Below are 13,028 nucleotides of genomic sequence, written 5' to 3' on the forward strand. Positions count from 1 at the left end.
CCTACCACTTATAAGTTAATGAAAGACCAGGTGCATAAACTAACGTTTTGAAAGTACCATCTAAACCAGTTTCTATATTTTTTTGCTTACGCGATTGAACATCTTCAAAGAAAAACGAAGCATTTACTTCAAAACGGCTTGTCGGTGCATAGCCTACCCCCGCACTTAGAATATAACGATTTGCATCTGGAGCTTCCGGCGTAACATATCCATCCTGCACAGGAGAAAATGCATAACCCACCCCAGCTCTTAATGATACTTTTCCAGATGCTTTGTGATTTACACCTAATTTAAATGAAGATCCATCACGATAATTGCGGGCAGATTTCGTATCGGCCAAAGCAGGAGTATTGACAGCATAATCAAAAGCCAATTCCTCGTAGATTCTCCACTGTACCCAACTCGCATCAAATGCAAGAGTAGTACTTTTTGAAAGTGGAATGCCAATACCTAGAGTTGTTGTAGATGGCAATGGCAATTCTGCATTAAAAGTATTTCCGGCTGGGAAGGATGACCTTAATGACTCGGGAACATCAAAAGTTGCCGATCCACCCTCCAATTTGGTAATCACTTTTGATTTGTGAACCACCGCAAAGGTAATATTGCTCAATGTGTTAATGTATAAACCTGCATTCCATCCATAACCGCTTCCAGTTCCTTCTAAAGTGGCATGGCCGGAGCGTCCGTCAGGATAATTCACAGGCAATGCCCTTTGTAAATTAACATCTCCGTGATTATAAACGAAGCCTGCACCAATACCAATCCGATCGGAAATTTTAACACTTAAGGTAGGTTGAAAATAGATTGCCTTCAGGTTTAATGATGTTAATGCATATCTGCCAGACCAATCATTACCCCAGTCTACCAAACCTCCAAATGGAGTATAAACACCTAAACCCAACTTCCACTTATTTGATTTCGGACCCCAAACGGCATAGGCTTCAAAAGGCGGTGCAATTTTATTTTTAACGTTTTCAGTGATGTTTGATCCGTTTTGTTTAAAAGCAGATTTAAAAAGTAACGGATTAACTCCCGCAGAAATAGAATTTTTTTCTAAAAAAGTAACTGCACCGGGATTGAAGAATACAGAAGCTTCGTCTAAAGCCAGTGCCGAGCCGGCGCCAGCCATTCCTATTTGTTTTTGTCCCTGTAAATTGACCTGGAAACCTTGTCCCAGCACCCATAGCGGAGCCGAAAATAATAAGGCTAATAAAAGTTTTCTCATAGTTCGATAAATGGTTATAGCAGAAATGCCTACTATGCTAACATAGCAAGCAAAAATTTGTTTTTAAGATGACCCTGAAAACTTTGCAGGTTACGCTTGAGCGGTAGGCCCTCCAAAACCCATTGGAAACGGTGGTTCCTCTTGCGTTTTGATTCTACCATTTACCGCTTCAAACTTCTGGATATTGTCATCCAAAGCAACAAGTAATCGTTTGGCGTGTTCTGGCGTTAAAATAATTCTTGATTTAACTTTTGCCTTCGGAATTCCCGGCATTACACGTATAAAATCCAATACAAATTCGGTATTGGAATGAGTAATAATGGCAAGATTTGAAAAAATACCTTCAGCGATTTCTTCAGATAGCTCTATGTTTAATTGATTTTCGTTTTGTTGTTCTTCCATGATGTGGTAAATTTTGCACTGTTCTTAATAGAGCATTTAAAGGTAATATTTTATCATTAAGACTAAAAAAATATTTAAAACAAAAAGGGCTGCTTCAAATAAATGAAACAGCCCTTTCTGAAAAAAATGAAGTATATTATGCTTCTACTTCTTCTTGTTTCGAAGCCAATAATTTATCGTATTCTTCTTGAGAACCAACAATGATTCTTTCGTAACCACGTACACCAGTACCTGAAGGGATTAAGTGACCAACGATCACGTTTTCTTTCAAGCCTAACATGTTATCGCGTTTACCTGCAATTGCCGCCTCATTTAATACTTTCGTAGTTTCCTGGAACGAAGCCGCAGAAATGAACGATTTAGTACCTAATGATGCACGAGTAATACCTTGTAAGATGGAACTAGCTGTTGCTGGTCTTGCATCTCTAACCGTGATCTGTTTCAAATCTTTACGTTTCAATTGAGAATTTTCGTCTCTTAATCTACGCAATGATACAATTTGACCTGGTTTTAAATCTGTCGAGTCGCCTGCATCTTCCACAACTTTTTTGTCGTACATTGCATCGTTCTCTTCTGCAAAATCCCAACGATCTACAGCGTTATTTTCTAAGAAAATAGTATCACCTGGATCTTCGATGTGAACTTTCTGCATCATCTGGTGAACAATTACCTCGAAGTGCTTATCGTTAATTTTTACACCTTGCAAACGGTAAACCTCTTGAATACCATTTACTAAGTATTCTTGAACCGCTGCTGGGCCTTTAATTGATAAGATATCTGCAGGAGAAATTGAACCATCTGATAAAGGCATACCGGCTTTCACAAAGTCATTATCCTGTACAAGGATGTGTTTCGACAATGGAACAAGGTATTTTTTAACTTCACCATCTTTAGATTCGATTGTAATCTCACGGTTACCACGTTTAACACCACCTAAAGTTACTACACCATCAATCTCAGTTACTACAGCTGGGTTTGAAGGATTACGAGCCTCAAATAATTCCGTTACACGAGGCAAACCACCTGTAATATCTCGGGTTTTACCAGTTGCACGAGGAATTTTAGCGATAATCTGACCAGTTTGAATCGCTTCACCTTCATCAACTGAAACGTGAGCACCTACTGGAATGTTATAACCTTTGATAAATTCACCTTTCTTATCTACAATTTGAACAGAAGGGTTTTTAGTTTTATCACGTGTATCAATAATTACTTTTTCACGGTGACCAGTTTGCTCATCTGATTCTTCACGGAAGGTAACACCTTCAATAATCGCATCAAATTGTGCTTTACCGGCAAATTCTGAAAGAATAACCGCGTTATATGGATCCCACGAACAAATTTTATCTCCTTTAGATAACTTATCTCCTTCTTTTACGAATAAGAAAGCACCATATGGAATATTGTTGGTAACGATCACTCGGCCTGTACCTGGCTCAACAATTTTAAACTCACCTGAACGACCCAATACAACTTGTACTGTACCATCTTCAGTTTGTGTATCAACTGTACGGATATTTTCGAATTCGATAACACCATCAAACTTAGCAACGATGTTTGATTCTGCAGCAATGTTTGATGCAGTACCACCCACGTGGAAAGTACGAAGTGTTAACTGAGTACCCGGCTCACCGATTGATTGTGCTGCAATTACACCAACTGCCTCACCCCTTTGAACACGTTTACCAGATGCCAAGTTACGGCCATAACATAATGCACAAACACCACGTTTAGCTTCGCAAGTTAATACTGAACGAATTTCAATACCTTCTAAAGGCGATTCCTCGATCAATTTAGCAACTTCTTCATTAATATCTTCGCCAGCACCTACTAATAATGTATTATCCAAAGGATTGTATACATCATGTAATGAGGTACGACCTAAAATTCTATCAAATAATGGTTCAACGATATCTTCCTGATCTTTCAAGGCAGTAGTATACATACCTCTTAAAGTACCACAGTCGTTATCATTAACAATCATGTCCTGAGCAACGTCATGTAAACGACGAGTTAAGTAACCCGCATCCGCCGTTTTCAAAGCCGTATCCGCCAAACCTTTACGAGCACCGTGAGTAGAGATAAAGTACTCTAATACCGATAAACCTTCTTTAAAATTTGATAAGATCGGGTTTTCAATGATATCACCACCCGAACCTGATTTTTGAGGTTTCGCCATCAAACCACGCATTCCGCAAAGCTGACGAATCTGCTCTTTCGAACCACGTGCACCTGAATCAAGCATCATGTAAACTGAGTTAAAACCTTGGTTATCTGACGATAACTGAGTCATAACGAAAGTAGTTAACCTGTTGTTGATACGAGTCCAGATATCGATAATCTGGTTGTAACGTTCGTTGTTGGTAATGAAACCCATGTTATAGTTGTTTCTTACCTCTTCAACTTCAGCTGCAGCCTGCTCTAATAAAGTATGTTTTTCTACCGGGATGTTTACGTCTTGTAAGTTGAACGATAAACCGCCTTGGAAAGCCATTTTGAAACCTAATTCTTTGATATCATCTAAGAATTGAGAAGCACGGGCCATACCAGTCATTTTCACTACTTCACCGATAATATCTCTTAACGATTTTTTAGTCAACAACTCATTGATATAACCTACCTCTTCAGGTACCAATTGGTTAAATAATACTCTACCAACAGTAGTTTCTGTTAATTTATTAACGATAGAACCATCGTTTTGCTTAACATTTACCCTTACCTTGATGAAAGCATGAAGATCTAATTCTTTCTCATTGTAAGCAATAATTACTTCCTCTGGAGAATAGAAATTAGAATCCTGTCCTTTTACTACTCTTGTATCATCAGTTCTACGGCCTTTAGTAATATAATAAAGACCCAAAACCATATCCTGAGAAGGTACTGTAATTGGTGTACCGTTTGCAGGGTTTAAGATATTGTGTGCAGCCAACATTAATACTTGGGCTTCCAAAATTGCTGCGTTACCTAGTGGTAAGTGGACAGCCATCTGGTCACCATCAAAATCGGCGTTGAATGCAGTACAAACTAACGGGTGTAATTGGATCGCTTTTCCTTCAATTAATTTTGGCTGGAAAGCCTGAATACCTAATCTGTGTAAGGTAGGTGCACGGTTTAATAATACCGGGTGACCTTTCAATACATTTTCTAAGATATCCCAAACTAATGGATCTTTTCTATCAACGATTTTCTTAGCAGATTTAACTGTTTTTACCACACCACGCTCAATCATCTTACGAATAATGAATGGTTTGTAAAGCTCAGCAGCCATATCTTTAGGAATACCGCACTCGTGTAATTTAAGGCTAGGCCCAACAACAATTACCGAACGAGCTGAATAATCCACACGTTTACCTAATAAGTTCTGACGGAAACGACCTTGTTTACCTTTCAAGATATCTGAAAGTGATTTCAAAGCACGATTACCTTCAGTTTTTACCGCGTTAACTTTACGTGAGTTATCGAATAACGAATCTACAGCTTCCTGCAACATACGTTTCTCATTACGTAAAATTACCTCTGGTGCTTTAATCTCGATCAAACGTTTTAAACGGTTGTTACGGATAATTACACGACGGTATAAATCATTTAAATCTGAAGTTGCAAAACGACCACCTTCTAATGGTACTAAAGGACGTAATTCTGGTGGAATAACCGGCACGATTTTAACAATCATCCACTCAGGGCGATTCTCAATACGTGTATTAGCACCACGGAAAGCTTCAACAACCTGAAGACGTTTTAAAGCCTCATTTTTACGTTGTTGAGAAGTTTCGTTAGCAGCTTGGTGACGTAAATCATAAGATAAAGTATCTAAATCAATACGTTTTAATAAATCTTCTAATGCTTCAGCACCCATTTTGGCGATGAATTTATTAGGATCTTTATCGTCTAAATATTGGTTCTCTTTAGGTAATTTATCTAAGATATCTAAATATTCTTCTTCCGTTAAGAAGTCCATATAGTTGATACCTTCTTCGGCCATTAAGCCTGATTGAATAACTACGTAACGCTCGTAATAGATAATTAAATCTAATTTTTTAGTAGGTAAACCTAATAAATAACCGATTTTGTTTGGTAACGAACGGAAATACCAGATGTGTGCAACAGGAACCACCAAAGCGATGTGCCCCATACGCTCACGACGTACTTTCTTCTCTGTTACCTCAACACCACAACGATCACAAACAATACCTTTGTAACGGATACGTTTGTATTTACCGCAATGACATTCGTAATCTTTTACCGGACCAAAAATACGCTCACAGAACAAACCATCACGCTCAGGTTTGTAAGTACGGTAGTTAATGGTTTCCGGTTTCAACACCTCACCGCTTGAACGTTCCAAAATAATTTCTGGAGACGATAAGCTAATCGTGATTGATGTGAAATTGCTTTTTAATTTATTATCCTTTTTGTAAGACATATGCTTTTTTGAGTTAAAAGTTAAAAGTGCAAAGTTGAAAGTAGCCGGAGCTTTTAACTTTCAACTTTTAACTTTATACTTTAGTCTAACGTAATATCTAAACCTAAACCGCGTAACTCGTGTACCAATACGTTAAACGATTCTGGAACACCTGGAGTTGGTAGGTTTTCACCTTTAACAATGGCTTCGTAGGTTTTTGCTCTTCCGATTACATCATCCGATTTAACGGTTAAGATCTCCTGAAGAATATTAGCTGCACCGAATGCCTCTAATGCCCAAACCTCCATCTCACCAAAACGCTGACCACCAAACTGGGCTTTACCACCTAATGGCTGTTGTGTAATTAATGAGTATGGTCCGATTGAACGGGCGTGCATCTTATCATCAACCATGTGACCTAATTTCAACATGTAGATAATACCTACAGTTGTAGTCTGATCGAAACGCTCACCTGTTAAACCATTATATAAGTAGGTTTTACCTGAAGCAGGAACGCCCGCTTTAGCAATCCACTCTTCTACCTCTTGGTGTGTAGCGCCATCAAAAATTGGAGTTGCGAATTTCACACCCAATTCCTGACCTGCCCAAGCCAAAATAGTTTCATAGATCTGACCAAGGTTCATACGTGAAGGTACACCCAGTGGGTTCAACACAATATCAACCGGAGTACCATCAGCTAAGAAAGGCATATCTTCATCACGTACAATACGTGCTACAATACCTTTGTTACCGTGGCGACCCGCCATTTTATCACCTACTTTTAATTTACGCTTTTTAGCAACATAAACTTTTGCCATTTGTACAATTCCCGATGGAAGCTCATCACCTACACTAATCGCAAATTTATCGCGTTTATAAGCTCCAAGTTCTTCGTTAACACGGATACCGTAGTTGTGAAGCAACATTTTAATCATCTCATTTTTGTCGTCATCAGTTGTCCATTTGTTAGGGCTGATGTGCGCAAATTCAAGATCTGCTAAAATTTTCTGAGTAAATTTAGCGCCTTTAGGTACTAATAATTCTTTGTAAATATTAAATACACCTTGAGATGTTTTTCCATTTACAATTGTGAATAATTTGTCTACTAATTCTGCTTTTAACTTCTCAGTAATGTTATTGTAGCTCTTATCCAATTTTTCAATTGCCGATTTTTCTTCAGCTTTTGTAGTTTTCTTAGCACGGCTGAATAACTTAGTATCAATTACTACACCTTGAATTGAAGGAGGAGTTTTTAAAGACGCGTCTTTAACATCACCTGCTTTATCTCCAAAAATTGCACGTAGTAATTTCTCTTCTGGTGAAGGATCAGATTCTCCTTTTGGAGTGATCTTACCAATTAAAATATCACCTTCTTTTACATCAGCACCAACACGGATAATACCGTTTTCATCTAAGTCTTTTGTAGCCTCTTCAGAAACGTTCGGGATATCTGGTGTTAATTCCTCTTCTCCACGTTTAGTATCACGTACTTCTAATTCAAACTCTTCAATATGCAATGAAGTGAAAACGTCATCACGAACAATACGCTCGTTAATTACAATCGCATCCTCAAAGTTGAAACCTTGCCAAGGCATGAAAGCCACTTTCAAGTTTCTACCTAATGCCAATTCACCGTTTTCTGTTGCGTAACCTTCACAAAGCACTTGTCCTTTAGTAACTTTCTGACCTTTCTTAACGATTGGTTTTAAGTTGATACAAGTATTCTGGTTGGTTTTTTTGAACTTAATTAAACGGTAAGTTTTGCTATCACCTTCAAATGAAACTAAACGATCATCTTCGTTACGCTCATATTTAATTGTGATTTCGTTAGCATCTACATATTCAACAACACCATCACCTTCAGCGTTGATCAATGTTCTTGAGTCACGAGCAACGCGACCTTCCAAACCTGTACCAACAATTGGTGCTTCGGGACGTAACAATGGTACGGCCTGACGTTGCATGTTCGATCCCATCAAAGCCCTGTTCGCATCATCATGTTCTAAGAACGGAATTAACGAAGCAGCAATTGAAGTAATCTGGTTAGGAGCAACGTCCATTAAGTCTAATTTCTCAGGCTCAATAATCGGGAAGTCACCCTCATAACGTGCTTTAACGCGTGGTGTTATAAAGTTACCTTTATCATCATATTCTGCATTAGCCTGAGCAATGGTTTTACCATCTTCATCTTCTGCAGATAAATAAATAACGTCTGAATCAACCACTACCTTACCATCTTCAACACGTTTGTATGGTGTTTCGATGAAACCTAAATTATTGATTTTCGCATGCACACAAAGTGATGAAATTAAACCAATGTTTGGTCCCTCAGGAGTTTCGATAGTACATAACCGACCGTAGTGAGTGTAGTGAACATCACGTACCTCGAAACCAGCTCTTTCACGTGATAAACCACCTGGGCCTAAAGCTGATAAACGGCGTTTGTGCGTAATCTCTGCTAATGGATTCGTTTGATCCATAAACTGTGATAACTGATTTGTACCAAAGAAAGAGTTGATCACTGATGATAACGTACGGGCGTTAATCAAATCAGTTGGTGTAAACACCTCGTTATCGCGAATGTTCATACGCTCACGGATTGTTCTAGCCATACGGGCTAAACCAACGCCAAATTGTGCGTACAATTGCTCACCTACCGTACGTACACGACGGTTTGATAAGTGATCAATATCATCCACTTCTTCTTTTGAGTTGATCAATTTGATCAAATATTTAACAATAGCGATAATGTCTGCTTTTGTTAAAACTTTAACCTCATCAGGGGTATTCATTTTCAATTTACGGTTGATGCGGTAACGACCAACATCACCTAAATCGTAACGTTTATCTGAGAAGAATAAACGATCAATGATACCACGAGCAGTTTCCTCATCAGGTGGTTCTGCGTTACGCAAAGCACGATAGATGTTTTCAACAGCTTCTTTCTCTGAGTTAGAGGTATCTTTTTGTAATGTATTATAAATAATGGTATAATCTGCCTGACTAGCGCCATCCTCTTTTGATAAGATAATGCTTTTTACGCCAGCTTCGATAACCATATCAATGTGTTCGTCTTCTAAAACGGTTTCTCTTTCAAGAATCACTTCATTACGGTCGATAGAAACTACCTCACCTGTATCTTCATCTACAAAATCTTCAACCCATTTCTTCAAAACTCTTGCAGCCAGTTTACGACCGATATATTTCTTTAAACCTGATTTACTAACTTTTACTTCGTCAGCAAGATCAAAAAGTTCTAAGATGTCTTTATCAGAATCGTAACCGATAGCACGTAATAAAGTGGTAACCGGGAATTTTTTCTTACGATCGATGTAAGCATACATCACGTTGTTCACGTCAGTAGCAAACTCGATCCATGAACCTTTGAAAGGAATAACACGGGCAGAATACAATTTGGTTCCGTTAGTGTGACGGCTTTGGCCGAAGAACACACCTGGAGAACGGTGTAATTGCGAAACGATAACACGTTCTGCACCGTTGATAACAAATGTACCTTTTGGTGTCATATACGGGATCGTACCTAAATACACATCCTGAATAATAGTTTCAAAATCTTCATGTTCAACATCGTTACAAGAAAGCTTAAGCTTTGCTTTTAATGGAACATTGTAGGTTAATCCACGCTCAATACACTCGTGTATATCGTAACGTGGCGGATCAACAAAATAATCAAGAAACTCTAATACGAAGATATTTCGTGAATCTGTTATTGGAAAGTTTTCAGCAAACACTTTAAACAAACCTTCGCTAGAGCGATCGTCTGATGTGGTATCTATCTGGAAAAATTCTCTGAATGATTGCAATTGCACATCCAGAAAATCCGGATAGTCTATAATGTGCTTACTAGTTGCAAAATTTACTCTTTGTTCGACTGTCTTTGCCAATGGACTAAAAGATTTTAGTTTAAGAATAAACTATTTGTTTGGTTCGGATTTTAAACAGGCTCATTAACCAAACAAAATGAGATGTTTATAAACAGGTAAAGACACCGACATTTTCAGTCGGTGTCTAATACATTTTTAGCCTAGCTAAATTAAGTGATTACTTAATTTCAACTACTGCTCCAGCTTCTTCTAATTGTTTTTTAAGAGCTTCTGCTTCGTCTTTAGTAACACCAGCTTTTAATTCTTTTGGTGCTCCGTCAACTAAGTCTTTAGCTTCTTTCAAACCAAGACCTGTTAAGTCTTTTACAAGTTTAACAACTGCTAATTTAGCGCCACCAGCTTCTTTAAGAATTACATCAAAAGATGTTTTTTCTGCAGCAGCAGCAGGTGCATCACCACCAGCAGCAGGACCAGCAACTACAGCAGCAGCTGCAGGCTCGATACCATACTCGTCTTTTAAGATTTGAGCTAATTCGTTAACTTCTTTAACGGTTAAGTTTACTAATTGCTCAGCAAACGATTTTAAATCTGCCATTTTATTAAGATTTTAAATTTTTACGTAAAATAATTTTGTTTTATTTGCGAACTTAAGGTGTTCGTTAACCTTCTCTTTCTTGAAGAGTTTTAACAATTCCTGCAATTTTGCTACCGCCTGATTGAAGCGCAGATAGAACATTTTTAGCTGGTGATTGTAATAATCCAATGATATCGCCAATAAGCTCTTCTCTTGATTTTAAGCTTACTAAGTTATTCAATTGATCATCACCAACATATACTGATGAATCTATGTATGCTGCTTTAAGCACAGGTTTATCAGAAGTTTTTCTCAAAGTTTTAATCAACTTAGCCGGAGCGTTTGCTGTTTTTGAGAATAATAATGATGATGAACCTTTAAGCGCTTCGTATATCTCAGAAGCATCGCCATCTAAACCTTCAATCGCTTTGCGAATTAAAGAGTTTTTAGCAACCTTCATAATGATATCACCTTCGAAACATTTGCGGCGGATGTTATTAATCTGCTCAACAGAAAGGCTAGAAGTATCAGCAATATAAAAATTGCCATACTCTTGCATTTGTCCTTGTAGTTCTAAAACTACGTCGTTTTTTTCTTCTCTGTTCATGATTAAATCCCCGCTACTGATTTAGTTTCAATTGCAATCCCAGGACTCATTGTAGAAGACACGTGAATGCTTTTAAAATAAGTTCCTTTTGCAGCAGATGGTTTTAATTTTGAAATCACTTGAATAATTTCAAGTGCATTCTCATAAATTTTGTCTGCTGGGAATGATACTTTTCCTATCGAGGCGTGTATGATACCCGTTTTGTCTACTTTAAAATCGATCTTACCTGCTTTAACTTCAGTTACAGCTTTACCAACTTCGTTAGTTACTGTACCTGATTTTGGATTAGGCATTAAGTTCCTTGGACCTAAAACACGGCCCAATTTACCTACCTTAGCCATACAAGCTGGTGTAGTGATAATAATGTCTACATCGGTCCAACCACCTTCAATTTTAGCAACATACTCGTCTAAACCAACGAAGTCTGCGCCAGCTGCTTTCGCTTCTTCTTCCTTATCAGGAGTTACCAAAGCTAAAACACGTACAGTTTTACCTGTACCGTGTGGTAAAGTAGCAATACCACGTACCATTTGATTGGCTTTACGCGGATCTACTCCTAAAGACACATCAATATCAACTGAAGCATCGAATTTAGTAGTAGTGATTTCTTTTACCAAAGCAGCAGCATCCTTCAAAGTATAAGCTTTACCAGCTTCTATTTTAGCATGTGCCTTTTTTTGATTTTTAGTTAATTTCGCCACTGTTGTAAACTGTTTTTTAATTAATTGTTCCAGGGTGCGTCACCAGAAACGGTGATTCCCATACTGCGTGCTGTTCCAGCAACCATACTCATTGCAGATTCGATTGTAAATGCATTTAAATCAGGCATTTTATCTTCAGCAATAACTTTAATCTGGTCCCAGGTCACCGACCCAACTTTCTTACGGTTAGGCTCAGCAGAACCACTCTGCAATTTAGTAGCATCTTTTAACTGGATAGCTACCGGAGGGGTTTTGATGATGAAATCGAATGACTTATCAGCATAAACAGTAATTACAACTGGCAATACTTTACCTGCTTTATCTTGGGTACGAGCGTTATACTGTTTGCAAAACTCCATAATGTTCACCCCTTTAGCACCTAATGCAGGTCCTACTGGTGGCGATGGATTTGCCGCTCCGCCTTTGATCTGTAATTTGATCATTGCACTGACTTCTTTTGCCATTTTGTGTTTTTTGTTTATTTAAAACTCAATGTTAAATATTGGAAGCATGTAACATTTATTTTCCTTACAGTTCCTATAAAACTTAAAGGACTGCAAAGATATGGATAATCTTGCAGTCCTACAATAGATTAGGAAAAATATATTTTATATTATTTATATATTTATGTGTTTCCTCAAAAGAAAAAGCTTTCCCTTTTGAGGAAAGCTTTTATTATACCTTAGTAAAAATCGTAATTCTTAAATTTACAATCGTAAATTCGTTTATTCTTTTTCTACTTGCATATAGTTAAGTTCCAATGGTGTTTTACGACCGAAAATCTTAACCATTACTTTTAATTTTTTCTTCTCTTCGTTCACTTCTTCAATCACACCAGAGAAACCATTGAAAGGTCCATCCATTACCTTAATACCTTCACCAACATAATAAGGCACATTCATGGTTTCGCCTTGCTCGCTCATTTCATCAACCACACCTAAAATACGGTTAACTTCTGCCTGGCGCATTGGAATTGGATTACCGGCTTTATCGCCTAAGAAACCAATAACACTGTTAATGCCTTTAATGATGTGTTCTAACTCTCCATCTAATGTTGCTTCGATTAAAACATAACCAGGATAAAAGTTACGTTCTTTGGCAATTTTTTTACCATCTTTCATTTGGTAATATTTTTCCATCGGTATTAAAACCTGAGGAACCAAATGAGAGAAACCTAAACGGCTGATCTCAGCATCAATGTATTGTTTTACCTTCTTTTCTTTACCGCTAACCGCCCTTACAACGTACCACTTTAGATCGCTCATTAGTAAA

The 13,028-nt window shown here is 37.8% G+C and carries 9 protein-coding genes; all 9 read right to left on the minus strand.

The features are described 5' to 3' along the window. Nucleotide 1 precedes the first annotated feature (1 nt). The 9 genes from OQZ33_RS05110 to nusG all read right to left on the minus strand — a co-directional run bounded on the left by OQZ33_RS05110 (nucleotide 2) and on the right by nusG (nucleotide 13,021). Nucleotides 2-1,225, minus strand: coding sequence for an OmpP1/FadL family transporter (locus OQZ33_RS05110; protein WP_265797986.1), 1,224 nt, complete (start codon nucleotides 1,223-1,225; stop codon nucleotides 2-4). Between the two features lie 90 nt (nucleotides 1,226-1,315). Continuing rightward, nucleotides 1,316-1,627: a DUF3467 domain-containing protein gene (locus OQZ33_RS05115; protein WP_056849503.1), complete on the minus strand. Its 312-nt coding sequence runs from the start codon at nucleotides 1,625-1,627 to the stop codon at nucleotides 1,316-1,318. 136 nt (nucleotides 1,628-1,763) lie between these two features. Further along, on the minus strand, nucleotides 1,764-6,050 hold the full coding sequence (rpoC, locus tag OQZ33_RS05120; RefSeq protein ID WP_056850016.1) for a DNA-directed RNA polymerase subunit beta': 4,287 nt from the start codon (nucleotides 6,048-6,050) through the stop codon (nucleotides 1,764-1,766). A gap of 80 nt (nucleotides 6,051-6,130) precedes the next feature. Continuing rightward, nucleotides 6,131-9,934 (minus strand): DNA-directed RNA polymerase subunit beta, encoded by a 3,804-nt coding sequence (gene rpoB, locus OQZ33_RS05125; protein WP_056849502.1) that lies wholly within the window; start codon nucleotides 9,932-9,934, stop codon nucleotides 6,131-6,133. Between the two features lie 157 nt (nucleotides 9,935-10,091). After that, entirely contained in the window at nucleotides 10,092-10,469 is a 378-nt protein-coding gene (gene rplL / locus OQZ33_RS05130) for a 50S ribosomal protein L7/L12 (RefSeq protein ID WP_029279312.1), read from the minus strand. Between the two features lie 64 nt (nucleotides 10,470-10,533). Next, on the minus strand, nucleotides 10,534-11,055 hold the full coding sequence (gene rplJ, locus OQZ33_RS05135) for a 50S ribosomal protein L10 (protein WP_265797987.1): 522 nt from the start codon (nucleotides 11,053-11,055) through the stop codon (nucleotides 10,534-10,536). A gap of 2 nt (nucleotides 11,056-11,057) precedes the next feature. Beyond that, nucleotides 11,058-11,756 (minus strand): 50S ribosomal protein L1, encoded by a 699-nt coding sequence (gene rplA / locus OQZ33_RS05140; RefSeq protein WP_025143259.1) that lies wholly within the window; start codon nucleotides 11,754-11,756, stop codon nucleotides 11,058-11,060. Between the two features lie 20 nt (nucleotides 11,757-11,776). Next, nucleotides 11,777-12,220: a 50S ribosomal protein L11 gene (gene rplK / locus OQZ33_RS05145; RefSeq protein WP_010601094.1), complete on the minus strand. Its 444-nt coding sequence runs from the start codon at nucleotides 12,218-12,220 to the stop codon at nucleotides 11,777-11,779. A gap of 261 nt (nucleotides 12,221-12,481) precedes the next feature. Further along, nucleotides 12,482-13,021, minus strand: coding sequence for a transcription termination/antitermination protein NusG (gene nusG / locus OQZ33_RS05150; protein WP_029283241.1), 540 nt, complete (start codon nucleotides 13,019-13,021; stop codon nucleotides 12,482-12,484). Between the last annotated feature and the right edge of the window lie 7 nt (nucleotides 13,022-13,028).

This window comes from Pedobacter sp. MC2016-05, assembly GCF_026239735.1.
Lineage (GTDB): Bacteria > Bacteroidota > Bacteroidia > Sphingobacteriales > Sphingobacteriaceae > Pedobacter.